This window comes from Singulisphaera acidiphila DSM 18658 (assembly GCF_000242455.2).
Classification (GTDB): Bacteria; Planctomycetota; Planctomycetia; order Isosphaerales; family Isosphaeraceae; genus Singulisphaera; species Singulisphaera acidiphila.
In genome coordinates this window covers 3,095,184-3,119,440 of record NC_019892.1, presented here as the reverse complement: position 1 = coordinate 3,119,440, position 24,257 = coordinate 3,095,184, and the positions used below count along the sequence as shown (strand labels likewise).

Below are 24,257 nucleotides of genomic sequence, written 5' to 3'. Positions count from 1 at the left end.
CCGATTGCGGAAGCCATCTCCCAACCTCGCGACAGCGGCCGGCAAGCGTTATACGATTGGTCCGGCCGCTTTGCATCTGAGCGAGTCATGGGGTGCATCCTTGGGGATTGGCACTGCCCATCACTTATCGAAATCGAAGCGGACCTCGCCCTCCTCAAGCTTCAAACGAGCCTCGAAACGCTTCCCGGCTTTCGATTTGAAACCTTTGATCAGGGCCGTCCGCCCTTGCTTCAACAGCGCCTGGACCGCGCGGACGCCAATCGTCTTACCGGCAATCTTTTTCCAGAGGGAGAACCGGCATGCACCCTTCTGGCCGGCACATCTGTAGGCCTTATCCTGCTCGAAGACGTCGCTCCCACAGAGTGGACAGGGGCCGAGCGAGACTGTGGCAAAGCGCGATGGATCTTCGCGGAGCGGGACTTTGCCGGGTTCGCGGGGCGCTTTCTCGATTCGTTCCGCTTTCTTTGGCTTTCGAGGGGAAGTGGATCGACGACTCGGTTTTGCCGGTAGCCTCGGCTTGCCGGCGGGAACCGGGATCTCGGTTAACTCTCCCGTGTCCGTAAGGTGGAGGATCACTCCGTCACCGTTGACGTTGGACCATGAATCGAAGAGCACGCGACGCTGTAAGAGTCCGCGGACGTCGTCTTCCCCGAGCGTATGGTTCAGGAATTCCCGCCAGAGCACGAACTTGCACCCTTCCCGCCAACCGGAGCAGCCGTACCCCTTCTTCCCTGCAATCACCGGACGACCACAACGCGGACAATCGCCGAGTCGGTCCGGGTCGACTGCGGTTTCATCGCCGGAGCGAATGACTTCGTCGGTATAGTGCGCAATCTCGCCCATGAAGGTTTGGGCATCGAGCCGGCCCCGCTCGATTTCTCGGAGCTTGGCCTCCCACTCGCCCGTGAGTTCGGGGCTCTTTAGCCCGCGTATCTGAATGAGCGCGATGAGGTAGCGGCCCAGGTCCGTCGCGGCGACAGTCTTCTTCTCCCGAGTGATATAGCCGCGCGCGAGGAGCGTCTCGATGATCGAGGCCCGGGTTGCCGGGGTTCCCAGTCCCCGCTCCTTCAGCGCTTCCTTGAGTTCCTCGTCGTCGACGAACCTGCCGGCCGTTTCCATTGCGCCGAGGAGGGTTCCCTCGGTATACGATTTGGGCGGAGTCGTCTCCCCACGCTTGACCGACGGCTCATGCGGGCCGCTCTCGCCGGACCGGAACTCGGGGAGTTCTTGCTCCTCATCTTTCTTCTCGTCCTGATTTCGGGGATAGAGCACGGTCCAACCCGGGTCGACGACGCGCACGCCCCTTGCCCGAAACGGCACCGTGTTCGCGACCCCGGAAACCGTTGTGATCTCCTTGAGGCACGTGGGGTAGAAGGCGGCGATGAAGCGCGTGACGACCGCGTCGAAGACCTTCCGACCGACCGGCGGGAGATCGCCGGGAACCTTGCCGGTTGGGATGATCGCATGGTGGTCGCTCACCTTCTGGTCGTTGATGATTCGCCCGGTGAACGAGAGTGCCTTCAAATCGAGCTTATCGATCTCAACGGGTCTCAAATCCCGAAGGTCGAACAGAATCGCGGGGACCTTGGCCTTCATGTCGCTACCGAGGTAGCGTGAGTCAGTCCGGGGATAGCTCAGGAGCTTGGCCTCATAGAGAGCTTGCGCCGCTTTGAGCGTGGCGTCGGCCGACATCCCGTACCGTCGGTTCATGTCCCTCTGAAGGTCCGTCAGGTCGTAGAGCTGCGGGGGCGGGACTCGTTCGGGTTTTCGATCGACGCCCTGAATCGTGAAGGGATGCCCCACCACGCGGTCGAGGAGCGCCCGGGCATCCTCTTCTTTCAAGAAGCGGTTTCCCGTGAATTTGAACATGACCTCGCGATAGCGAGTCAGGACCTCCCAGAATGGCTCGGGCTTGAACGTGCGGATCTCGTCATCCCGCCGCACGATCATCGCGAGGACCGGGGTCTGAACCCTGCCGACACTCCAGAGCAGCCCCGGGGTGCGATAGCGGACGGTGTAGTAGCGCGTCGCATTTAGGCCCACGACCCAATCGGCTTCGCTCCGGCAACGAGCCGCCGCGAAGAGGGTGTCGTAATCGGAGAGGGGCCGGAGGCGATCAAACGCTTCGCGGATGGCCGACTCGGTCAATGAGCTGAGCCAGAGCCTCTTGGATGGCTTGGTCCCGCAGCCGGCCAGGTCGAGGATGTAGCGGAAGATGAGCTCCCCCTCTCTCCCGGCATCAGTTGCGCAAACCAATTCGTCGGCTCCACGGAAGAGGCGGCGGATGACCTCGAACTGTTTGCGGGCACCCCGGTCCTCGATCACTTTCAGCCCGAAGCGATCGGGCACGAACGGAAGGGTTTCCAGCGACCAACGCTTCAAGGCCGGGTCGTAGTCATGGGGTTCCTTGAGGGTGGCCAGGTGCCCCAAGGCCCAGGTCACCTGATACCCTCTCCCCTCGAAGTACCCCTCGTGGCGCGTCTTGGCGCCGAGGAACGCCGCCAACTCGCGGGCGACGGATGGTTTTTCGGCAATCACGACTTTCATGAATTCTTAAGGGGCGGGTGATCCACCGCCGCTTCCTCGTGATTGATTCTCTGACCTGGCTCCGAGTGCGGGCAGAACGCCTCAGGATTCGCACGCTCCCGTTCTGTTCGATTGTACACATTCGGGGCTTCTGAAAGTAGGTCATGTTAACCCCACGTTGCCCGCCATTTTTGGCCGTAGTCACTTGGCTTGTGGGTCGGGTGCGGATCTCAAGCTCCCAAGGATGAAAGCTGGCGAATCGGATCCGTTTGAATGAAATTTCAAGAAGCGATTGACATCTTAGGTCTGTCGCGATACCAAGAAGATGGAGGAGGCGAGTGATTGATTTCTTGTCGGGCAAACCTGAGGTTGGATCAGGTGGTTTCTGATTTAGTGCTCATAAGTTGACTTGTTGGCTTCGCTCCATTCCTTGAGTGAGTTTCAGCCTAAGCGCTGACCCTGCGATCGACATCCCGGTTGTTCCAAACATCCTCGGTCGTCGCACGTTTCCTCTCCCTCCACAATTCCCGGTAGTTTCCTTAATCGCGAGGAGCGATACGATGTGTCGCAAGTCCCGCCATGTCGGTTTCACCTTGATCGAATTGTTGGTCGTGATCGCCATCATTGCGGTCCTCATTGCCCTTTTACTGCCTGCGGTCCAGGCCGCCCGTGAAGCGGCCCGCCGCGCCCAGTGCACGAACAACCTGAAACAGCTCGGCCTGGCGCTGGCCAATTATGAGAGCTCGTTTGGCTCCTATCCCTGGGGCGAAGGGCCAACCCTCGACACTTACTGGTCTCCCTTGGCGTTGATGCTCCCCTACATGGAACAAGGGCCCGCCTTCAACTCGATCAACTTCATTCTCGGGTCGGCCAACCTCAGTGGGCCCCGGATTCCGTACCCGAGCGGAGGCCGTGTACCGGTCAATCAGACGGCGATCACGCTCCGTTTGAATATCGCCCTGTGCCCGTCCGACGGGCGCGAGGCCCTGACTGTAGCCGTCGGCCACACCAACTATGCGGGATCCGGGGGCACCGTGCCTATCGCGCTCTCGACCGGCTGCGATGGCCTTTTCTGCAAGGTCGAAGGTTCGTCGGATCCCGATTTGGTATCGCTGTTGGGGGCGGCCAGCGGTCTGGTGGTCCGGGTGGCCGACGTCACGGATGGGACCACCAACACGGCAGCCTTCAGCGAGAGAATCAAAGGGGTCGGCACCCAGAATAACGACGCCATCGATACCGGGAAGCCCTCCACGACTTATTACCGCATCCCCAGCACGGCCTACTTCGCCAACACACCGCCGGCCCCCTACACGAGTTGGCGAGGGGTCGTCCAAACGACGTATGACAACTGCCAGGCGTCGACGACGATCTTCACTGCCGGTTCGGGAGTCGATACTACGGCGATTACGGCGATGGGTATGTACTGGTGGATCGGCCGGTTCATTTCGGGCCGGTACAACCACGTGATGCCACCGAACGCGAAGTTCTGTACGGCCGGGGGTATTAACGGCGGTGAGTTGGCGTTCGGCCCGTCGAGCTATCACTCGGGTGGCGTGAACCTCGCCCTTGCCGACGGCTCGGTTCGCTTCGTGAAGCAGACGATCTCACCACAGACTTGGTGGGCGCTGGGCACCCGAGCCGGCGGCGAGATTATCTCGTCCGATAGCTACTGAATCGCAGTGCAATCGCTTTGTGGGGGGAGTTCGCGGGTCCTGGGTCCGGCCCTCCCCATCGACTCGGGTAAGTCGACTGTCTGGAGGATTCATGACGCGACGACGTGCCGCCGGGTGGCTGGCCCTTGCTTTGACGGCAACGGGTGGAGGTGGTTGCCGATTCTCCGACGCGCCGCCGATCTCCGGCTCGTCGGAAGAGGCGACGGTCAAGGGAACCGTTCGGATTCACGGTAAGCCGGTGACGAACGGAATCGTGTCGTTTCGGACCTCGAACATCAATCGCCCGAATGCGCCTTTGAAGGAGGCTCCGATCGGCAAGGACGGAACGTATTCGGTGACGACGCTGGTCGGAGAAAACTTCATCGAAATCTCCTGCAAAGAATTGTTCACGCCAAAGAATCGGAGCTTGCTCGAGAATGAGCAGATGGTCAACATCACCTCCGGCGCGAGCTCGCTTGATATCGACATCCCCCAGCAGCCACAGGCCAGCGTGAAATGATGCTCAGGCTCAAGGAAGGACCTGTCACATTGGTATGCGAGTTTCGCTGTCCTTCGCGTTTGTTGGGGAGACCTCAGCGAGCGATGGTATAGTCTTTTGTTTACTTAATGGGGGATGCCCCAGCTTGCTACCATGCCAAGTCCTCAGGCAAACGGGCGAGGTGAGCTGGATCTCCAACGAATCGGACCCAGGCGGCCGCGTGCGGTCGCTCGCTCAGCCGTGGGTGCGGCTGGCGACGGTCCACGCAGGCAAGGGGCTGGAGTTTACGGCCGTGATCTTCTGTGCGCTTACGAAGTCCACGATAGCAACCTGCTCTACGTCGGCCTGACGCGGGCCACGGACGAACTGATCGTCACCTGGGCAGGGCGAAGCGCTTTCACTGACCGCCTCCCGTTCGCTTCCAAGGCCGTGGCTTGACCGACGCTTTGGCGTAATGCCTGTCAGGAACGTAAGCGAGAAGCCCTTTGTGCCGTGCTGGCCGGGTACGTTTCGATCCGCGTTGGCAGCCGGAAAGCATGATTCGGGGCGATGCATTCTTGCATTCATCAGCCATCGATTGTCTGCGCTTACGGCTCCGGATCAAATTTAAAAAATCATGATAGGTGCTAGGTCACCAAACTGAGGTGTTGTCGTAATGAAAGTGAGTTCGGCAGGGAAGACCAGCCGGACCAAATTTAACTAAACCAAGATATGAGGAGATGGCTTCGATGGCAGTCGACATGTTCCTGAAGATCACGGATGTCAAGGGCGAATCGAAAGACAAGTCCCATTCCGGTGAGATCGAGATCGAGTCTTTCAGTTGGGGAGCGAGCCAGCTCGGCGCCTCCTCGCATGGGACCGGAGCCGGTGCCGGCAAGGTCTCGATGAACGACTTCCACTTCGTGATGCGGAATAACTCGGCCTCACCGACCCTCTTCCTCTTCTGCGCCAACGGCAAGCATTTGAAGGAAGCCAAATTAACCTGCCGGAAGGCCGGCGGTACGCAGCAGAACTTCATGGTGGTCACGTTGTCCGACGTGCTGATTTCCAGCTATCAGACCGGCGGGTCGCAGGCCGGCGAAGTGCCGATGGATCAAATCAGCCTGAATTACTCGAAGGTCGAGATCGACTACCTGGCCCAGGATGAGAAGGGGATCACGAAGTCGGCAGGCAAGAAGCACTGGGACATGAAGACGAACACCGGTGGTTGAGCCGTCTTCGATCTGGAAGCTTCCCAGTCCTTTCCCCATTGCGTTTTCGATTCCCGCCGTGAGGTCGGCGCCGCCATGGGGAGGGGAGTGCGGGAACTCCTCCTCTTGATGAATAACTTAGAGAATTGTGCACACGTGTCTTGTCGGGAAGCACGGCCCATCTGCCTTTTTGACCAGAGGCTTGGCAGCAGTGGCTGCCTCTTCCTGCTGGGACGAAAGCCGGTGGGCCGGGCCTACACCCGACAAGACACGTGTTTGCAAGTGATCAAGGCGATCCTTGGTCTTTGGCGATCGCGGTGATTCGGACGGCGGCTAACCGCCCTACCTCCGTGTCGGGAGCGTTCAGAGCGATCTCGCGATAGAATTCCAGAGCGGCTGGAATTTTGCCGAGTTTCTCCAGGTTGCGAGCGATCGGGAATTGTCGATCGGCGCGTTTTGCCGCCACCATGGCGAGTTGTCGGCGCCGGGCTTCCTGCTGTTCTTGCTCGTCGCGTGCAGCGGCTTCCTCGCGTTGCCTCCGCACGAGCGCCTCGGCTTCGCGTACCTCCTCCGGTTCGATTCGTGACTCGAGTTCGGCAGCGAGCATGACTCCGGGCGTAGATGCCGCCGAGGGGGCAACCAGTGATTTCAGGAACGCCTCAATCTGGGACTGCTCTTGCGAGGTCAGTGAGAAGAATCGTCGCGTGACGTTCGCGGCCTGGCCTCGATGTAGGGCGATTGCCTCCTCCAAGGTTTGCGCCCGTCCGTCGTGCATGTAGGGCCCGGAATCGCGGAAGCCCCAGAGTGGCGGGGTGCGCCATTCGCCAGGTCGCGGGCCGCCGGTCAATTCGGATCCGTCAGTCCAGTAGTAATTGCCCGAGTCACTCAGGCTCTGGCCCATTTCGTGGAGCAGCAGGTCGCTGTAGATCCCACGAACCTTGCCGAGCGAGGGAGTGTGGCAGGTTGCGCAACCCACCTCGGCGAAGAGCCGGCGGCCTTCGCTCATGTCTTGCGTGCCGTGGGGTCCGGAGGGGTCGACGACGACCGGTGCGGGCAGAGAACGGACGTATGCCACCAGCGCATCGCACTCTGGCTCGATCAGGTCGAGTCCCTTCGCTTTTGCGTCAGGGGCGAGGGGCGAAACTCCCTGCGGATGGCCGGTGACCTCCAGGCCAAGCTCGCTGGCGCAGGCACCCCGAACGAACTCGTGCAGGCTCGAGATTTGTGCTTTCCAACCGAACCGGCCGATCCGACCGCGCGGATCGCGGCTGACTCGGCCCCGGACCTCGGCGGGCTGTCTTTTGGCCTCGTCGATCAAGACCACCGACGGGATCGCGTCGATCTGGCCTGCCCCGAACAAGGCGGGGGAATTCCGTTCGGACACGTTGAGGCTCAAGCCTGGCGTCGGCTGTAATCGAGAGGACCGTTCGCGAAGGCGGCGGCCGAGACTGGTCTCAGCGGCAAGCCTTTGGATGTGAGCATCGACGGAATCATCACCGGCGACTTCGGAAGGAGTCGCTGTTTTGTCGCGGTAGGCTTCAAAGAAGCCCCTCCGCCACGATCCGTAGGTGGGATCGGTGCCGAAGCGATGGAGGACGGTGCTTCGCGTGCCACGGAATCCGGGATGGATTCGATCCAGCCCCTTGGGCGAACCTCGACCGCCGGCTGCGATTGCCGTGATGATGACAACGTTCTTGTTCTCCGGCCCAGCCCCGCCAGGGGCACCTAGGCCATGGCAGGCCACACATGAAGTCTCGTTGTAGACCGGCCCCAACCCGTCTTTGGCCGACCATTCCTTGGCGAAGAGCAACTGGCCTCGCGCTTCCACTTCGCGAGAAGGTTGGTTGAGGCGCGTCAAAGTCACCTGGGCTTCGGGTTTGTCGGCGCTCCGGGCCACGACCTCAACGATCGTCTTTCCTCCTTGTGGATCAGTTTTTGGAGAAGCATGCGCGATCTCGGGATCAACCGTGTGCGCAACCTTTGCCCCGGAATTGGCGAGTGGACGACCGGGGATCGTCGTGACGGCCTCATTCCTCGAGGACGCTGGCGCGCTCTTCGATGGGGGCGGATTCTGATCGATCGAGGACCGAACCCGAGGCGGTTGGTGGACGGTGACCCAGCCCATGGTTGCGGTGATACCGACGGCCAATACCAGATTCGTTGCCACCTTGAGTCGGGTCACGGCCCTTGTTTTGAGTACGGCAACGGCCAGGGTGACGACCGAAGCCGAGATCAACCCGGTCGCTGCGGTGTCACTTGCCGCGAAACCGGCTGCGCCTCGGACTGTGGTTCTGACCAACGCTGACGACACCAGGGTCGAGGCGCCCTCCGCGCCGAACATGGCATGGGTCAGCGCCGCTGCCGGGAGGATCCCGCGTCGGATCATGCGCAAACGAAGCCGTTGCCGCGCACGACTCAGCCGTACCCCGATCGTGCTCGCCGGGCAACGCATGCGACGTGCCGCCTCCTGGTACGTCAACCCTTGGAGTTCGCAGAGCACCACTGGGATGCGATACCTCTCGGGCAATCGGGAAACTTCTTCGTGGAGGACCTCAAGTTCTTCGCGGCAGATCAGGGTCAGGTCGGGTCGGCCCTCATCGTTGGAAGGTTCTCCTTGGATCGTCCCCCAAGCCGGAGTCTCCCGCAGTTGCCTGCGCCCGTCTCGCAACTTCGCCTCCCAGGCCGTGCGCAGGGCCACTCCATAGAGCCAATTCCCCAGCAGGTCCGGATCCTCGATCGAACCGGACCTTCGTGCCAAGACCAGGAACGCGGCCTGGAACGCATCCTCGGCGTTGTGTTGGTTGCCGAGGATTTGGTGACAGACGCGCAAAACCATCGGCCCGTGCCGACGAACCAGGTCGGCAAAGGCCATCTCGGCCGATTCGTCGCGGCGGGCGTTGAACCGCCCCAGCAGTTGACTATCGCTTAGCTCTGCGTCCAGGCAGAGCCCGGATCGTTTCGGGACCGCATGCGATTGCCCGTTCGCCATGATGTCGACCTCCGAAAGACGCCTCGTGTCTCCTTCATCGTACTGGGAGCCCGAGCGCAAACTATTTCAAATTGCCAAACACGAAAAGGATCGCCCGAAGTCCTGCGTCGAAGTCAGCAAGTCGATTCGGTCAGCCCCTGCTTGGGAAGTCGTCGGTAGGCTGGGTTGAAGCGAAGGGCCGCCGTTGGCATGAGGCTTGCACCTCTTCACGAATATCCAAATCGTCAGACCGAGGAGCAGGTCAAAGCGTCCTCCTCGGCACATAGGTCGAATCGGTGTTGGGCGATATTCTTCGCATAAGAATATCCGCTTCAGGCAGCGCGTCGCTCGCCTGTTGACCCGGCGGGGGTTATTCGACTCACGTAAGCACGCTTTACGATAGGGTGGTTCCGATGCAAACTCTTGCCATGATGCCGGTTCTCGTTGCGGCGGCTCAATATTCTTTGATCTACCTGCTCCTCGGTGGAGGGGTGATGGGAGCCGCTGGTATCTACGTCGTCGCCAAGATGCTCGGTAAGTAGTGAGCAACTCGGTACGCGATCGAGCAACGTGCGGGCGGACGTTGGCCATTCAGGGCGCATCGCATTTGATTTCGTTTTATGGCCATGTTGCCCGGCTGTATGCAGGCCAGGAGCATTTCCAAGCGGCTGGCAATTCGGGAATTGCCCGGTTATTTCGCATGTGTCAGACATGCATGTTTCCATCGGGTTCTCGGCCGTCTTTGTTGATCCTTGACCTGCCCAATCGCGCCTGATCCAATGTCGGGCTCCCCTCCCCTTCTTTTGTGTGTGGGAGGTCCAATCCCCTTCACTCCCCATTTAGGAGGTTCTCTTGAAGCGAATCTGTGGGTTTCTGAGCGTTGCCCTGTTCTGTCTGGCCGTCCCCGCGCTGGCTGCCGACGCCACAGGCACGTGGAAATGGAGCGTCGAGCGCAACGGCCAGAAGATTGAGTCGACGCTGAAGCTCAAGCAAGAGGGGACGAAACTGACCGGCACCCTCGTCGGCCGGAACAACACCGAGACCGAGATCACGGACGGGAAAGTCGACGGCGACGACGTGTCCTTCAAGGTGACCCGAGAGTTCAACGGCAACAAGATCGTCCAGACCTACAAGGGCAAGCTGAGCGACGATTCGATCAAGGGAAAAGTTGAGTTCGAGCGGAACGGCGAGTCCCAGTCACGCGATTGGGAAGCGAAGAAGGGCTGAGCGCGGCAGCGCAGAAGTTTTCAAGCGGACGGGGGCTTGGCCCCCGTCCGCTTTGTGTTTGTGACCTTCACCACGGAAAGGGCCGACATGCGGGCAATCGATCCGGCCTCGAAGGCCCTTAGAACACTTCATCCATCGATGCGTGCGACCTTCGTGCTGGGTCCCATGATGGTTTTGGATCTTGCTCTCGATACTCTGCCAATGGCAAACGGATGCCTCGAACTTCGCGGCAAACTTTTGCATTCTGTTGAATTTCTTCAATTCCATGCGATTACAGGAGCGTTGGGATGAACTTTATTCAGGAGCGTGAATAAAAGTTCGCCTCTCTCAAATTTCATACCCGAGGCCGCGTCAGCCCGGCAGGATCAGGGGGGCCGCCCGCGCATCGCGGGCGAACCAGCGGGGCCAGCATGGTCCTTGAGGAAATCGTCTAATCTGTTTTGGACTAATACGTTAAGGAGTAGAAATGCGGCTTTGGCATACCCTCTGGGAGGCTGCCGGACGGTTGGCGGCGGGTGCCAGGACTGCGGTCTCTCCCTGGCTTGGCGAACGTGGTTGCGGCATGGTCAAAGCGACCATTTGGACTCCGCGATTCGACGCTTGACCAAAACCGGTCTGTCGGTCGACCCCTCACTTGGGGTACGATCTTTTTTTCGCCTCGCGTCCGACCCATACTTGGGAGGTGGACTTCCACCGTACCCGAACCACACGACCTTAACGGACCCGGACCGACTGCGCGTGCAGCCGACCCGTGACGGGGCCGGACACACTCACGTAAAGTTAACCCACACTCTCTATGGTAGATCGCAACCTGCTCCGTGAACTCGACGTCCAGGATGTGGACGGCGAGGAGTTCGACCTGGATTTCCTCCTCCAGGACGGCCCAAGTGTTGTGGCCGGTAGCATCGTCCTCGGCAAGGTTGTCGAGGTCGTTGGCGACCAGGTCGTCGTTGACGTCCGCTACAAGTCCGAGGGCCTTGTCTCGCTCCACGAATGGGACGAGGAGGAGACGCCTCCGAAGCCCGGCGATGAAGTCGAAGTCCTGCTGGAGGGGATGGACGACGAGACCGGCGAGGTCGTCCTCTCCCGCAAGAAGGCCCACCGCATGCGCGCTTGGGAGCGCGTCGTCTCCAAGCACCGCGAAGGAGACGTGGTCACTGGCAAGGTCACCCGCAAAATCAAGGGTGGATTGCTGGTGGACATCGGGATCAACGCCTTCTTGCCTGCAAGCCAGGTGGATATCCGTCGGCCACCCGATATTGCCGACTACCTCGACCGCGAGGTCCGCTGCGTGATCCTCTCGATCGACGAGGACCGGCGCAACATCGTCGTCTCGCGACGAAGTCTCATCGAGACCGAGCGCGTCGCCCTCCGCGAGCAGCTCTTGGCCGACATTGCCGTGGGCCAGGTCCGCACCGGTACGGTGAAGAACCTCGCCGACTTCGGTGCCTTCGTCGACCTCGGCGGCATCGACGGCCTGCTCCATATCACCGATATGGGCTGGGAGCGGCTGAAGCACCCAGGCGAGCGGCTCCGCGTCGAAGAGAAGATCGAGGTCATGATCCTCAACGTCGACAAGGAGCGAGGAAAGATCGCCCTTGGCCTCAAGCAGCTCACCGCCAATCCCTGGGAGCAGGTCGCGGAGAAGTACGCTGTTGGCGCTCGCGTCACCGGCGAAGTGGTCAACGTCATGTCCTATGGCGCCTTCGTGAAGTTGGAATCGGGCATCGAAGGCCTGGTCCACATCTCGGAGATGTCCTGGACCCGACGGATCAACCACCCCAGCGAGGTCGTTCAGGCCGGCGAGCAGGTTGAGGTCGTCGTCCTCGGCATCAACCAGCAGAAGCGGGAAATCTCGCTGGGTATGAAGCAAACCCAGGCGGACCCGTGGGATCAGGTGGTCGAGAAGTATCCGCCCGGCACGATGGTCGAAGGGACCGTCCGCAACCTCACCAACTACGGTGCCTTCGTCGAAGTTGAAGAGGGGATCGACGGCCTTCTGCACGTGTCCGACATGAGCTGGACGCGGAAGATCGGCCATCCCAACGAAGTGTTGGAAAAGGGCCAGACCGTCAGCTGCCAGGTGCTCAGCGTCGACCTGGAGCGCAAGCGAATCGCCTTGGGCCTGAAGCAACTGCGACAGGACCCGTGGGAAACGGACATCCCCGACCGGTACACGGCGGGCGATATCGTCACGGGCAAGGCCACCAAGCTGACGAACTTCGGCGTCTTCGTTGAACTCGAGCCGGGTCTTGAAGGACTCCTGCACATCTCCGAGCTGGCCGATCACAAGATCGACAGCCCTGAGGAAGTGGTCAATGTCGGCGACGACATTGAGGTGAGAGTGCTCCGCGTCGACCGTGGCGAGCGAAAGATCGGCTTGTCGCGACGCAAGGCTCAGGATTCGCCCGCCGATCGCGAGGAAGGCGAAGCCTCCAGTGCGCCGCCTGCGGCCACTCGGGAAGAGCCGGCCAACCTGAAGGGTGGTCTTGGAGCCGGTGGACCGCTCTTCCGCCTCGGCGGTGATTCGGAACCTGCCGAAGCGCCGAGCGAAGCTGAAGCTGAAGTTGAGTCGCCGAGCACGGACGAAGTTGAAACGCCGTGAACCCGCTGGGGAACCAAAGAGTGTCGTCCCACCCCTCCGCGAGAGGGGTGGGGCGGCTCTTCCCGTCACATCCCAGGATCGGCTGACGTCGATGACCGTAGTCGCAGGCCTCTCCGTTTCATGATCGCCTCATTTGCGCGATCCCCACTTCTCGTTCTCGCCTCCCTCTGAAATTACGATCCGTTGGTTCAATCTCGGGTGCTCACTTCGGGAGCGTTGATCTGCGCGCCGCGCCGGTTACACTGAGCCAGAGTTTCGAAACTGGGCTCGAAGGGGGCGATGCATGTCGACTCGGCGCAATTTCATGGGCGGGATCGGGGCCGGGCTTGTCGCGGCGACCGGGGCGAAGACCAGCGCCGCGACAGGGGATGACAGGCCGCCGTCACTGGGGGTCGAGGGTTATACCGACCGATTGAGCTATCGAGCCGGTGACGTGATTGGCCTGCACGTCTCCACCATTGCACCGCAGTACTCCTTGGAGGTCACCCGCCTTGGTGCGAAGAGCGAGGTCGTCCTCAATCAAGCCAAACTCCCGGGCGCATTGCATCCGATCCCCGATAAGGCATCATCGCAAGGCTGTGGTTGGCCGGTCTCGCACCAAATCACGGTTCCATCCGACTGGCGGTCGGGGTACTACAACGTCAAGCTCCGCGTGGTAGACGGCGGAGGGACGTTCGTCGGCCGTAACAATCGGACGGCCGAGGTCGACCTCTTTTTCATCATCCGTCCCACCAACCCGGGCGCGGGCGGGGCGATTTTGCTGCCGCTTGCCACCAATACATACAACGCCTACAACAATTGGGGCGGAAACAGCCTCTACGCCTACAATGGGCGAGACAACCTGCAAGGCCACCGAGTCTCCTTCAACCGGCCGCTCGCAGGCCTGTTCAGGATGTGGGAACTGCCGTTCGTGGCGTGGGCCGAGCGGCAAGGGTATACCCTTGACTATTGCTCCAACGACGACCTGGAGTTCCACCCGGAGCTCCTCGACCATTACAAGCTCGTCCTGAGCGTCGGCCACGACGAGTATTGGTCGGCCCCGATGCGCGACCACCTCGAGACCTTCATCGGTAAGGGGGGCAACGTCGCATTCTTTAGCGGTAACACCTGCTGCTGGCAGGTCCGGAGTGAGGAAGGCGGTCGCGCCCTGACTTGCTGGAAGCAGGGGTACAGCCAAGATCCTCTCTTCCCGACCGGCGACCACCGCACGCTCTCGACGCTCTGGAGTCACCACCTGGTGAAACGGCCCGAGAACCAACTCACGGGTGTCGGCTTCCTCCACGGCGGATACCACCTCAGTCACGGGCAGTTCATGGACGGCAAGGGGGCATTCACTGCTCATCGGCCCGATCATTGGGCTTTCGAGGGGACGGGGATCAAGGCCGGTGAGCCCTTCGGCGGCAAGCACACGGTCGTCGGTTATGAGTGCGACGGTTGCGAGTTTGAGACGAAAGACGGACTCCCCGTTCCCACCCACCGCGACGGCACGCCCGAGGGATTCACGATCCTCGCTACCTGTCCGGCGAAGTGGCACCCTGACGACGCTCTCTGGTACGACCATTTTCCTCGCGACGTGTCGGGCGCTCCGTTGCCGGGTGCGGCCGTTCTGGGAACCTATGATCGCGGAGGCACGGTCTTCACCGTCGGGACGACCGACTGGGCCCACGGCCTCGCCGGTGGCGACCCGATCGTCGAGCGCGTCACGAAGAACGTTCTTGACCGCCTTTCGACGTGACGGTCATCGGGGAAGATCCTCGTCCCCCCTGCGCCGCCACGTCTTGCCGTTTTGGAATTTCGTGTCCCGATCAGAGGGAGCCGATTCATGTCATGGCTGCATCGCTTTCGACTTCCCCGCCGGGCGGTGGTCGCCCTGGTGCTCGTGATGGCCAGCGTGCCGAACGCACCAGGGCGGGGGCAAGAGGTCAAGGGAACCGGATCGAGTCCAGGAGGTCCTTTGATCTCGGGGCCGGAGAAGGTCGTTCAGGAACAGGTTGAGGCGTACAACCGCCATGACATTGAGGCGTTCCTGAAAACGTACTCCCCGGAGATCAAGCTGTACGACTTTCCCGACAAGGAGTCGGCATCGGGACTCGAGTCCATGCGTGAGAGGTACGGCAAGCTCTTCAAGCAGGAGCCGAACCTGAAGGTCAAAATCGTCAGGCGGATCGTCCAGGGTGATCGCGTCATCGACCAGGAAGAGGTCAGTCTGGGCGGGCGTCAATTCCACGTCGTTGCCATCTATCAGGTGAGCGGCGACAAGATTACCGCGGTCTGGTTCCTCAGATAGCCGGCCGGCGAATTGCGAGGACTCGCTGGCGTCCCACCCACTCAGGAAGAGCGAAGACTCACTTCCCGATGGGATCTGGGACCGTGGCCAGGCTGGTAGGGACGTGGAATTCGGCCAGGCGAATCCCTGGCCGAACGATGAGGGGGGGCCGAACTGTGAGACGATCGAGGCGTCAGGCTGCGCGCGAAGCGGCCAGTTCGAGCCGTTCGAAGTAGGCCCGGTATTCGGCATGCCCCTTCAGGTCGTCGAACGAGTGAGATGATTCCAAGAGCGGGAGCATCGTTTCGAGCTCCTGCCGATGGGCCTCATCGTCATAGTCCTGTTCATCGAGCATTAATTCGATCGAGGAGAGGGCGGCGTTGCGCGCCTCGTCGAAGGTGGCGTACCGATCGTAGCGGTCGGCGTCGTAGCGGCCCTCGGGGTCGAAAGCGACGAGATCAACGGCGTCGATCGTGAGGTGAATGTAAGGCTTAGCTATGGGATTCATGGGAGAAGACCCCTCCTTGATGTGAGTCGAGGTATCGGGCGGCGTGCATGGCTTTTTACGCCGCCCTTCGACGTCCTGTTCGGAGAAATTGACTCCCGAACTTGAATTCTGCGCCTGGTTCGTCGAAAAGTGGGCTCGCCATTTCAGGTGCTGACGCCTGGCTCTTGCATTGGCGAGAGCGATTGCCATCGCGCCGGGCTCTCACTTTCCTGTATCCCGGTTCTTCCGCCACTGGTAGTCCACCTGCTTGCGGAAACCTCTGATTCCTTGACGCCGTGGCTGTTGCTAACGTCGAGCCGCTGGTGGGCGAAGAGGAGCACCGGCCTGGTCGTCGTGTTCAGGGCGTTTCGGAGCCAGTCAACCTCTTCAGCCGGATTATTCGCGTCGGTCCATTCGAAGTTCTGCCGGCCGTACGGCTTTCCATTGCTCCGAAAGTGGGAGTTCGCCCGAAGAGTCGGCGTTTTGCGGCAAGGCTCGGTCGTTTAGAATAACTCCCCACGTCGTCCGAAGCGAAATGCGGACGCTTGATGGAATCTACGGCCGCGCATTGCAAGACAAAAACCTGTCGTCGATCTTGGCTTCAAACATCGAAGTCGGTTGGGAATTCCGATGCGGATCACTACAAATTCGGGCCAGCTCCTCCTGGAACGTGACGGTGAGTTGGCTGGGGCCGACCTGAGCGGCCTGCAATTGCTCAGCGCCTATTTCAAAGACTCCTCGCTCAGGGCGACGAACCTTTCCGGATCATTCCTCAACTCCGCCGACCTCTCCGATGCCGACCTGTCGAATGCCTGTCTCGCGGGCGCCGTCATGGAAGGGGTCCTTTGCCTTGATGCTTACTTCGATGAGGCGGATCTCCGTGAGGCCGACCTCAACGGTGCATTCGGCTTTCGCGCTTCGTTTCGAGGCGCGGATCTCTCGGGTTCCATTCTCCGAGGTGCCCATCTTGAAGAGGCTGATTTCACCGGGGCGACGCTGGAAGGGGTGAAACTTGGCAGGGATCAACTGAATGGCTCGACCGTGCTCCGAAGGGCCGACTTTCGCGGAGCCAACCTTCGGGGTTGGATCGGCGAGGGGGCCATCTTCGAAGGGGCGACCTATGACGTTCGCACCTGCTTTCCGCAAGGTTTTGACCCGAAAGCCAACGGGATGATCTGTCGAAATGATGATGGAATGGTGGTGGAGCCGGAGTAGGCATAGTGCCCGGATCAAAATTGTCGCCCGGGCTAACCCGGGAGCAAGGCTCCCCGGCCAGTGCCGAGCGACGACGATCTTCAGGTTCGACTTCCGGTCGGTCGTGTCGACCGCGAGAGTGTGCTTATTCCCCCGACTCCCACGGGATAAGCTTCACCTCTCCCAATTCGATGGGGATGTCACTTCGCCCACTCGGTATCTTGGGAACCATCACCGTCAGGCGGAGATGGCTGAGATCGAACCGAAGGAGCAACTCGTAGGTGCCCGGTTCGACATCTTCGATGCGGAACGTTCCGTCGGGTTCCACCTTTACCGGGTAGTGGAGTATCGAACGCTGCTTCTGATACGCTCGATACGCTTCCGCCTCTTCGGTGACAATCCACGCGTTGTACCACTCGATCCGTTGCTCCCGGGTCAGGCCCTCCGGCATCGGGATCAGCGGTGCCTGGAGTAGCAGGGTATTCCTGTTCGCCATGCTCGCGAACGGTGTCTTCGTGCCGGCGAGTGAGATGACTCGTCCCGCGACAGGTCGTCCCTGACCGCCAATGGTGGCCTGCACCGTTTGATTGGCTTCGATGAGGATTGGATACCAGGGGCCGACTCCATAAGAATTTGCAGACAGCTTAATCGTTCGCGAAATCGACGCCGCTCCGGGGATGACTCGGGTCAAGAGAAAGTGTCCCGAGTCATCCGTTGCGACGTTGTAGTGGTAGGAAATCCTCTGATCGTCTGACTGGCTCTGGGCTTTGGGGGACAGGCTGACTTCCTCGAATGCCCCCGCCTTGTTCCCGATTCGGAGGGTTCCCTCGACCTGGCCCCACGGAGTCAGGGTCAGGGAGTCCGTGGCGAGGAGTTGTTCCTCCGTGACTTGGGCGAATCCCCGGTCGTCGAGCACCAGGATGGTGGCCGCCTCGGTTTGCGGCGGGAACGCAAACCTTCCATCGATTCCGGTACGGACGGTTGGAAACTGATTTGGGGGGGGAGAGAAGCTCCCATTCCGAACGTAAATTCCGTGGGAGTTCGTCGCCAAGCCTACCTCGGCATCGGCGGCCGGTGATCCGTCCGGAAGTCGCACAACCCCCGCCAGAGCAGCGCGAGTCGGGACCTTGCCCCGGGTCAGCTTGAAGTCGTAGACCTGGTTGGATCCCATGATCGAGAAGCCGTGGGAGATCGCCGGCAGGTAGCCGTCGGCCTCGACCAGTAGCCCTTGGACCGGGTATGGCCAGTCGAGGCTGACCTCATAATGGCCGTCCCTGAACCGAAGCGGACGGTTGCGCTCCCAACGTGTCGATTTGCCCTTCGGATCATCGCCGCTAATCAAGGTGAAGGCCTCGATGGGCTTTCCCGACTCCGAGTCAACCACAGAGCCGCGGATTGTCACTGGCCGGATCATTTTGACAACATGTCCCACTTCTGAGGCAGCCAAGGGCTGATTCATAAGATTCCTGAACGCCGGAGCCTTGACAAACTGGAAGAGGATGGTGTCGGCCGGCGCGTCGAAGACCTGGAAGCTTCCGTCGGCCTGAGACTTTGTCTCCAAGGATAAGGATCGGTGTCCTCGCCACTCCTCGGCGACGATCCAGACCCCGGCTATCGGCTTGCCTTCCGGGTCAACCACCCGGCCGCGAACGACGTGACCCGGCTCGAGCCGGAATTCCAGGGGGGACATCTTCGGAATCACCTTCACCGTCTTCAGGTCTGGGGCCCGACCTGCCGCCTGGACCGTGAGGACGAGATCGCCTGGAGCCACTTGGTCGAACTTGAAACGCCCCTTGGCGTCGGTCTTCACCTCTGGTTCATGGCCGCCGGGGCGGTTCGCACCCTGGGCGACGTTCGCACCGGCGATCGGTTGTCCGTCGTAACCGAAGACTTGACCGGTCACAGGGAGTCCTTTCTTCAGGACCATGACGCCGGTTTGGTCCCGGAGCTGCACCATCGTGGGTTTAGGTGTTGATCCATAGCGAGTATCACTGATGTAGTCGGGGTGTTGAATCCTGATCCAGATGTCGTCGAGTTCCGATGGTAGGAGGTTGCACTGCCACCGACCTTGGTCGTCGGTTTTGACGGGATAATCCCAGACGCTCGTCTGCTGCTGAGTTTTGTCGGCTTTGCTGGGCACGAGCAGGAAGACAGTGGCCCCCTCAATGGGGCGACCCTCTGAGTCTTGGACTGTGCCCCCGATGGACGTTCCGGGTTCCAACATGAACTTCAAAGCCTTGGGGACAGGGAAGACGCCTGGCTGTCGCAGGCCCCATGCCATTGATGCGGGGACAAAACCATCTGTCTTTGCCTTGATCCAGAGGGAATTCGGATTTGCCTGCGGGAGTTCGAAGGAATAGTGACCCGCCCGATCTGTCTTCCCCTCGATCTTAGACTGGTCGTTGATCCAAACCTCCAACGTCACATCGGTCAAAGGTTCTCCTGTTTGCTGATGCAAGACGCGCACGTCAATGGGCTGCGTGACAGTGTTGGTTTTTGGAACAAGCTCAACGGTCCGGTCTGACGGAGCCTGAAGCTTGGTGTTTTGTGTTGGCTTATCGACATGGCTCTTCGGCTTTTCGTCATAAGCAAATGCGATAGGCAGGGTCGTTACGATGACCGTACCGATTGCCGTGAGAGTTCCCGTCAGTTTTAGCTTGGAAAACAACATGGTGGTGAGGACTCCTTCCGCCAGCTTGAGAATTGGACCTAAAGTTGCTGTTGTTGTCATCGCCCCCCCCAGCGTGACGATTCTTGCAACCGCGATCGTCGCGGTCACGAGCGAGGCAGGGACGGCCGCCGTGGCCGACTCCCCGGAAAGCGCGGCCGTGATCAATGCGGCTGAGGGGGCCAGTACGCGTCGGGTCAGCCCGGTGCGGAGTCGCTCTCGCCCCCGGGCGAGTCGTCCCCGGACCATGCCCTCCGTCCGACAGAGTTGGTGGGCGGCCTCTTCGTAGCTCTTGCCTTCGAGGTGGCAGAGGACCATGGGCCAGCGATACCGCTCGGGCAGTCGGTTGAGTTCTTCATCGATCACGGCCCGAACGCAGCCCAAGTCATCAAGAACGACTGGTTCGACCGCCTCCTCTTTTGCAACATCCTGCTCCCGCGTGCTGCGACGAGCGTCTTCAGAACGCGCACGCGTGGCCACACGAAGAGCCACCCCGTAGAGCCAGGGGCTGAGCCGACCGGGGTCGCGGAGTGAGCCGGCTTTCTTGAGTAGCACCAGGAACGTGGCCTGGAAGGCGTCCTCGGCAGTGTGTGGGTCGGTCAACACGCGACGACAAACCCCCCAGACCATCGGCCCGTGCCGGGCGATGATCGCCTCGAAAGCAGCCTTGTCCTTGAACGCGACGAAGCGCTCCAGGAGTTGCGTTTCCGACATCCCCGAGACGGTGCCCAAGCTAAAGATCCGTTGGATCTGCCGGAGGACCGCGCCTTTGTGTCCGTTTGCCATGTTCCAAACTCCCGATCCGTCCCGTTTCCTCCTCATATACTGCAGCGAAACGGCGGCTCCTCACGATTTCTGCTGAAATCCGTTTCGAACCGTTTGAGATCGGGATGACGCGCCGACTCACGTCTTTCGAGAGACCAACATTGGGAATGACCTTCCGAGCTTTCTCCGCGACCCTTGGCCTCGATTCGGCTATCCTTGGGTCACTCGTTCCATGTCCGATGCGGAAGGAGGCACCATGGCTACGCTGAAGAGACGTTTGCACCCCTCCCTGATGAATGTCGGGCTGAAGGCGTCATCCTTCCCGAAATCTCACACTGTCGAGGGCCGCAGATGAATCGTTCTTACTTGCGAGGCTCGTTCCTCTGGATATCCCTCCTGACGGGTCTCTGCTCGCCCGACTCCACGGTTGCAGCACCCGATCAGAAACCCACGGACAAGGTCTTTGTGGGCTACCTGTTCGGCCAACCCCGCAAGATCAACTTTCGGCTCTACACCCACCTCTGCCATGCATTCGTCACGGCCGACGCTGAGGGGAACCTCAAGAGCTCCCGAAGTGTTCCGAACCGCGAACTCGTGAGCGATGCCCACAAGGCGGGCGTCAAGGTCCTCGTCTCGCTGGGGGGTTGGGGGTGGGATGAGCAATTCGCTTCCATCGTTTCCAAGCCGGAGGCGGAAGAACGATACGCGAAATCCGTGATCGATCTCGTGGATCAATATGACTATGACGGGATCGACTTTGACTGGGAGTACCCCGACAACAAACAGGAAGTCGCTGGGTTCGAGCGGCTCTCTCGCCGCTTTCGCAAGGATCTTGACGCCCTCGGGGTGAGGAAGGGACGGCCAATGTTCCTGACAATGGCCGCGACCTCACATCCCGGGACCCTTCGATGGCTCGACAAGAACTTCCTGCTCGAAACGATGGATTGGGTCAATGTGATGACCTATGACTTCACCGGTGATTGGACCAACTACGCGGGGCATCACTCGCCCCTCTTCGCCTCCTCGAAGCAGCCGAAAGGGAACGCTCACTCGACGGAATCGACCATGAAGTATCTGGTCGAAGAGCGCGGTCTACCTGCCAACCGGCTGGCGGTGGGAGTCCCACTTTACGGGCGAGGTTTTGCCGTCGCGGAGCCTTATGCGTCCACGGAAGGGATCGCCAAGAGCCGGATCCCGCAGGGGGAGTACAGCAACCTTCACAAGCTTCTGAACCAGCAGGGCTGGGCCCGGCGCTGGGATGACGAGACCAAGAACCCCTGGCTGATCTCCCCTGACCACTCGATCGTGATCGGCTATGACGATGCCGAGTCGATCACGATCAAGACCGACTGGCTCTTGAAGCAGGGATTCCGGGGAATCTTCTTCTGGCAGATCGCCGGCGATCGCTTGCCCGACGGTACGAACCCGCTTCAGGAAGCCGCTCGCAAGGCGTGGGACCAGGACACCCGAACGGGCGGCAAATAGCGAGGTCGCCGGGGATACGGAGCCGCTTCGGAGTTTTGGGGACGAGTCCTGGCCCTCGGGATAACAACTCGAACTTGGCTCCCCCTCCCCTACTCTCTTCAACGGCTCCGCTTGGTTGAGCCCAGATAGTTGGTTTGATGCTGAACCTGGAATCTGTTTCTTTCCCCAAGAGCCGACCACGGGGTATGATCGGTGAGTCTACCACTCTTACTCCAGGGACTTGGTTCGGTCGGCCTCTTTGCCTCGCGAGCCTTCCTGCCCGCCTTTGTGACCGCCCTGATGCTCCGGTTCGGGCCTCAGATTCCCTGGCTGGCCCAGGCCGGGCTGCTCTCCCAGGTCCGTGACGTTCCGACTTGGTTCACTTCGGATATCGCCCTGGTCGTCTTGGGACTTCTGGCGGCCTTGGAACTGGTTGCCGGGCGGGTGCCGGAGGCCAAGCTTTTCCTAGATGAAGTTTACGGTTATCTCAAGCCCGCCATGGCGGTGTTGACTTACCTGGGAGTTCTCAACGCCACCGACCGGGCCGCCGTGGGGCGTCTCATTCAGGAGGCCGGGTTCCTCGAGTACCTGCCTGTTCTTGCCGTAGCGGTGGGGACCATGGTTGCCGTCCAGATCCGTGGGCCGATCGTCGCACCGTTGGTCGATCACGACGACCTTGGCCTGCAAAAACTCCTGGGCTGGATCGGGGACCTGTGGGGGGGATTGGGACCGTTGGCCTTGATCGTCTTCCCTCTCCTGACGGTCGCCGTTTTTGGATTCGCCGTGTTCCTGCTGGTGCTGGTCGAGCGGCGAGTCGCATCCCAACGGGAGAAGGGGCAGGTCCCTTGCATCAACTGCGGGCGGCCCATCGATCCCTGTGCCTTGGCCTGTCCGTTCTGCAAGGCCCCGGTCAAGGAACCCAAGAATGTGGGAATCTTAGGGCAGCCGACGAACAGGCCGGCCAACATCGCCTCCCTCCCTTACCAGTTGGTTGCCGTCAAGCGATGCCCGGTCTGCGCCACACGGTTCACCCAACGAGGTCCCCGGCAGCCTTGCCTTGCGTGCGGCTATCGACTGATGGACGACGTGGAGTTTGCCAAAGGGTACATCCGTTTTATTGATCGACGGGTGCCATTTGTCTGCTTCCTCAGCTTCCTGTTGGGGCTCGTGCCGATTCTCGGCATCATCCCTGGAGTGATCACGTATCGACTGATCCTGATCGCTCCGTACCGGCGTTACCTCCCTCTGGGGCATGGCCTTCTCTTGCGCTGGGGCGTCCGGCTTGCCCTCGTGGTCCTGGTCGCGTTCCAATGGATCCCGGTCGCGGGTGGTCTGGCCCTTCCTTCGATGGCTTTGCTCAACTATGTGGCTTACCGCAGCGTTTACAGAAACCTGATATTGATCTCATAATTATTATTAGGCTAGAACGCCTGTGAGGCGAATCGAGATCTTCAACGGAAGCGAGGCGAACCTTGAAGACGAGTTTGCTGGTGCGGCTCTGGGTGATGGCGTTCGTTCAATATGCGATCTGGGGTCTCTGGTATGTGACGATGGGCACGTACCTGACCCGGACGCTTCATTTCAGCGGCGGCCAGGTCGGGCTGGCGTATGGCACTCCCGCGATCGGCGCGATGATCTCGCCGCTTCTGGTCGGCTTGGTGGCCGACCGGTTCTTCGCGGCCGAAAGGATTTTGGCCGTCCTCCACCTGATTGGCGCGGGGCTACTCTTTTTCGTTTCGACCACGACGAGCTTCCCCATCTTCTACGCCGGTTTGGTGGCCCACACGATCGGCTACATGGCGACGCTCGCCCTGACGAACTCGTTGACCTTGCGACACGTGACGGACCCAGGTCGTCAATTCCCGCTGGTGATGTTGATGGGCAGCGTCGGTTGGATTGCTGCCGGCCTGGTGATCGGCCAAGCCGAAGTCGAGGCGTTGGCAACGCAGTTTCAGTGGGCGGCGATTGCGTCGGCCGCGATGGGCCTTTATTGCCTGACCCTGCCGCACACGCCGCCGCTGGACCGCGAGCGTTCAGCCACCTTGGGTGAGGCTCTCGGGTTTGACGCCTTGAAGCTGCTGCGCAACCGCTCGTTCGCCGTGTTCCTGCTCGGCTCGTTCTTGATCTGCGTTCCCTTGAGCTTCTATTTCAGTTGGGCGAACGTCTTTCTGAATGAGATCGGAGTCAAGCATGCCGCGAGCAAGATGACGCTGGGACAGGTTTCCGACGTGACGTTCCTGCTCCTGATGCCCCTCTTTGTGAGTCGACTGGGTGTCAAGCGGATGCTGCTGCTGGGCATGTTTGCCTGGACTGTGCGGTTCGGCCTGTTCGACCTGTACGCGACGGGCCTGGCTTGGCCGGCTCTGCTTTATGCGGGGATCGCCATGCATGGAATCTGCTACGACTTCTTCTTCGTGATGGGGCGGATTTATGTCGACCGTCGTGCCCCCGAGCATCTTCGGGCCACGGCTCAGGGCCTGCTCGCCTTCGTGACCCTTGGCGCTGGGATGTTTGTGGGGACCTGGCTCTCGGGGATGATCGGCGAGTCGTCCGTGATCAGGCGTACCGACGGTACGGTCCTTCACGATTGGAGTCGCATCTGGATCATCCCGTCAATGATGTCCGGGGCGGTCTTGATCGTTTTCGCACTGCTCTTCCGGGACGAGGATCAGGAGTTGGTCGAACCGGCCGGCGTCGAATCAGACCTTGTCGCGTGTCCACCAAGCTTCGAGTCCTGACGCGCCGA

At 60.7% G+C, this 24,257-nt stretch carries 17 protein-coding genes; 13 read left to right on the top strand and 4 right to left on the bottom strand.

Going from position 1 to position 24,257, the window contains the following annotated elements:
* Window positions 1-120: 120 nt before the first annotated feature.
* Window positions 121-2,547: a type IA DNA topoisomerase gene (locus SINAC_RS12335; protein WP_015245972.1), complete on the bottom strand. Its 2,427-nt coding sequence runs from the start codon at window positions 2,545-2,547 to the stop codon at window positions 121-123.
* A gap of 539 nt (window positions 2,548-3,086) precedes the next feature.
* Here SINAC_RS12335 and SINAC_RS12330 point away from each other — a divergent pair.
* The 4 genes from SINAC_RS12330 to SINAC_RS12315 all read left to right on the top strand — a co-directional run bounded on the left by SINAC_RS12330 (window position 3,087) and on the right by SINAC_RS12315 (window position 5,888).
* Window positions 3,087-4,199, top strand: coding sequence for a DUF1559 family PulG-like putative transporter (locus tag SINAC_RS12330; protein ID WP_015245971.1), 1,113 nt, complete (start codon window positions 3,087-3,089; stop codon window positions 4,197-4,199).
* A gap of 91 nt (window positions 4,200-4,290) precedes the next feature.
* Window positions 4,291-4,698: a hypothetical protein gene (locus SINAC_RS12325; protein WP_015245970.1), complete on the top strand. Its 408-nt coding sequence runs from the start codon at window positions 4,291-4,293 to the stop codon at window positions 4,696-4,698.
* Between the two features lie 132 nt (window positions 4,699-4,830).
* Complete coding sequence (locus SINAC_RS12320) at window positions 4,831-5,115, top strand: hypothetical protein (RefSeq protein WP_020466265.1); 285 nt, start codon at window positions 4,831-4,833, stop codon at window positions 5,113-5,115.
* Window positions 5,116-5,405: 290 nt separating this feature from the next.
* Entirely contained in the window at window positions 5,406-5,888 is a 483-nt protein-coding gene (locus SINAC_RS12315) for an Hcp family type VI secretion system effector (protein ID WP_015245969.1), read from the top strand.
* Between the two features lie 265 nt (window positions 5,889-6,153).
* Here the strand turns inward: SINAC_RS12315 and SINAC_RS37965 are convergent, their stop codons facing one another.
* Window positions 6,154-8,856, bottom strand: coding sequence for a sigma-70 family RNA polymerase sigma factor (locus SINAC_RS37965; RefSeq protein WP_015245967.1), 2,703 nt, complete (start codon window positions 8,854-8,856; stop codon window positions 6,154-6,156).
* A 392-nt stretch (window positions 8,857-9,248) separates the two neighbouring features.
* Between SINAC_RS37965 and SINAC_RS41550 the strand changes: the two genes are divergently transcribed.
* From SINAC_RS41550 to SINAC_RS12290, 5 genes are all read left to right on the top strand, one after another.
* Window positions 9,249-9,377 carry a hypothetical protein gene (locus SINAC_RS41550; RefSeq protein WP_015245966.1) on the top strand — a complete coding sequence of 43 codons (129 nt, stop codon included), beginning with the start codon at window positions 9,249-9,251 and terminating at the stop codon, window positions 9,375-9,377.
* A 310-nt stretch (window positions 9,378-9,687) separates the two neighbouring features.
* Window positions 9,688-10,062 carry a hypothetical protein gene (locus tag SINAC_RS12305; protein WP_015245965.1) on the top strand — a complete coding sequence of 125 codons (375 nt, stop codon included), beginning with the start codon at window positions 9,688-9,690 and terminating at the stop codon, window positions 10,060-10,062.
* A gap of 796 nt (window positions 10,063-10,858) precedes the next feature.
* Window positions 10,859-12,667 (top strand): 30S ribosomal protein S1, encoded by a 1,809-nt coding sequence (locus SINAC_RS12300; RefSeq protein WP_015245963.1) that lies wholly within the window; start codon window positions 10,859-10,861, stop codon window positions 12,665-12,667.
* 283 nt (window positions 12,668-12,950) lie between these two features.
* On the top strand, window positions 12,951-14,402 hold the full coding sequence (locus SINAC_RS12295) for a N,N-dimethylformamidase beta subunit family domain-containing protein (protein WP_015245962.1): 1,452 nt from the start codon (window positions 12,951-12,953) through the stop codon (window positions 14,400-14,402).
* A gap of 87 nt (window positions 14,403-14,489) precedes the next feature.
* The gene (locus SINAC_RS12290) at window positions 14,490-14,954 is read left to right on the top strand and encodes a nuclear transport factor 2 family protein (RefSeq protein ID WP_015245961.1); all 465 of its coding nucleotides are present in this window, start codon (window positions 14,490-14,492) and stop codon (window positions 14,952-14,954) included.
* A 172-nt stretch (window positions 14,955-15,126) separates the two neighbouring features.
* Here the strand turns inward: SINAC_RS12290 and SINAC_RS12285 are convergent, their stop codons facing one another.
* The gene (locus SINAC_RS12285) at window positions 15,127-15,441 is read right to left on the bottom strand and encodes a hypothetical protein (RefSeq protein WP_015245960.1); all 315 of its coding nucleotides are present in this window, start codon (window positions 15,439-15,441) and stop codon (window positions 15,127-15,129) included.
* A 609-nt stretch (window positions 15,442-16,050) separates the two neighbouring features.
* Between SINAC_RS12285 and SINAC_RS12280 the strand changes: the two genes are divergently transcribed.
* Window positions 16,051-16,635, top strand: a complete 585-nt coding sequence (locus tag SINAC_RS12280; protein ID WP_015245959.1) for a pentapeptide repeat-containing protein — start codon at window positions 16,051-16,053, stop codon at window positions 16,633-16,635.
* Window positions 16,636-16,759: 124 nt separating this feature from the next.
* Here SINAC_RS12280 and SINAC_RS12275 read toward each other — a convergent pair whose 3' ends face one another.
* On the bottom strand, window positions 16,760-20,068 hold the full coding sequence (locus SINAC_RS12275) for a sigma-70 family RNA polymerase sigma factor (protein ID WP_015245958.1): 3,309 nt from the start codon (window positions 20,066-20,068) through the stop codon (window positions 16,760-16,762).
* 330 nt (window positions 20,069-20,398) lie between these two features.
* Here SINAC_RS12275 and SINAC_RS12270 point away from each other — a divergent pair, with 330 nt between their 5' ends.
* The 3 genes from SINAC_RS12270 to SINAC_RS12260 all read left to right on the top strand — a co-directional run bounded on the left by SINAC_RS12270 (window position 20,399) and on the right by SINAC_RS12260 (window position 24,249).
* Window positions 20,399-21,532, top strand: a complete 1,134-nt coding sequence (locus SINAC_RS12270) for a glycoside hydrolase family 18 protein (protein WP_015245957.1) — start codon at window positions 20,399-20,401, stop codon at window positions 21,530-21,532.
* Between the two features lie 192 nt (window positions 21,533-21,724).
* Complete coding sequence (locus SINAC_RS12265) at window positions 21,725-22,921, top strand: zinc ribbon domain-containing protein (protein WP_015245956.1); 1,197 nt, start codon at window positions 21,725-21,727, stop codon at window positions 22,919-22,921.
* Window positions 22,922-22,983: 62 nt separating this feature from the next.
* The gene (locus SINAC_RS12260) at window positions 22,984-24,249 is read left to right on the top strand and encodes a nucleoside permease (RefSeq protein ID WP_015245955.1); all 1,266 of its coding nucleotides are present in this window, start codon (window positions 22,984-22,986) and stop codon (window positions 24,247-24,249) included.
* Window positions 24,250-24,257: the final 8 nt, after the last annotated feature.

Coding starts and splice junctions, on each gene's coding strand:
- SINAC_RS12335 (WP_015245972.1), bottom strand. CDS start 2,547: ATGAAAGTCGTGATTGCCGAAAAACCATCCGTCGCCCGCGAGTTGGCG.
- SINAC_RS12330 (WP_015245971.1), top strand. CDS start 3,087: ATGTGTCGCAAGTCCCGCCATGTCGGTTTCACCTTGATCGAATTGTTG.
- SINAC_RS12325 (WP_015245970.1), top strand. CDS start 4,291: ATGACGCGACGACGTGCCGCCGGGTGGCTGGCCCTTGCTTTGACGGCA.
- SINAC_RS12320 (WP_020466265.1), top strand. CDS start 4,831: ATGCCAAGTCCTCAGGCAAACGGGCGAGGTGAGCTGGATCTCCAACGA.
- SINAC_RS12315 (WP_015245969.1), top strand. CDS start 5,406: ATGGCAGTCGACATGTTCCTGAAGATCACGGATGTCAAGGGCGAATCG.
- SINAC_RS37965 (WP_015245967.1), bottom strand. CDS start 8,856: ATGGCGAACGGGCAATCGCATGCGGTCCCGAAACGATCCGGGCTCTGC.
- SINAC_RS41550 (WP_015245966.1), top strand. CDS start 9,249: ATGCAAACTCTTGCCATGATGCCGGTTCTCGTTGCGGCGGCTCAATAT.
- SINAC_RS12300 (WP_015245963.1), top strand. CDS start 10,859: ATGGTAGATCGCAACCTGCTCCGTGAACTCGACGTCCAGGATGTGGAC.
- SINAC_RS12295 (WP_015245962.1), top strand. CDS start 12,951: ATGTCGACTCGGCGCAATTTCATGGGCGGGATCGGGGCCGGGCTTGTC.
- SINAC_RS12290 (WP_015245961.1), top strand. CDS start 14,490: ATGTCATGGCTGCATCGCTTTCGACTTCCCCGCCGGGCGGTGGTCGCC.
- SINAC_RS12285 (WP_015245960.1), bottom strand. CDS start 15,441: ATGAATCCCATAGCTAAGCCTTACATTCACCTCACGATCGACGCCGTT.
- SINAC_RS12280 (WP_015245959.1), top strand. CDS start 16,051: ATGCGGATCACTACAAATTCGGGCCAGCTCCTCCTGGAACGTGACGGT.
- SINAC_RS12275 (WP_015245958.1), bottom strand. CDS start 20,068: ATGGCAAACGGACACAAAGGCGCGGTCCTCCGGCAGATCCAACGGATC.
- SINAC_RS12270 (WP_015245957.1), top strand. CDS start 20,399: ATGAATCGTTCTTACTTGCGAGGCTCGTTCCTCTGGATATCCCTCCTG.